At 65.9% G+C, this 463-nt stretch carries 2 pseudogenes; both read right to left on the reverse strand.

The features are described from left to right. Window positions 1–266, reverse strand: a pseudogene (lpxB, locus tag ACU8YC_RS27085) (lipid-A-disaccharide synthase); the annotation flags it as partial. Window position 267: 1 nt separating this feature from the next. Further along, a pseudogene (locus ACU8YC_RS27090) lies at window positions 268–463 on the reverse strand (acyl-ACP--UDP-N-acetylglucosamine O-acyltransferase); the annotation flags it as partial.

Raw genomic sequence — 463 nt, forward strand, 5'->3', positions numbered from 1 at the left:
GGCCGCTGCTGGATCAGCGTATCCACTAGGCGCTTACGGCGCGCCAGCAGCTCCGGCAGACGGCCGAGCACTTCGACCAGGCCCATCACGGCCAGTCGCTCCAGCGGGAAATAGGATTGCAGCCCTTCGGCCTGCATGCGTGGACCACCGACGCCAATGAACTCGACATCGGCGTGTTGCGCCTTCAGCGCCTGCATCAGGCCCGCGCCGAGAATGTCACCAGAGGATTCCCCGGCAACCAGGGCAACCCTGAGCGGCCTGCTCATCTCAGCGGGTGATGCCACGAGTCGACGCCTGGATGGAGTCGCGGAAGATCGCCACCTCCGGGAAGGCCGCCGCACTCTCGGCCAGCTCGCTGAGCGCTGCCTCCACCGTCAACCCTTTGCGATAGACGATCTTGTAGGCATTGCGCAGAGCGTGCACGGCTTCGGCGCTGAAGCCGCGACGACGCATGCCCTCGAAG

This window comes from Citrobacter sp. VF227, assembly GCF_052950715.1.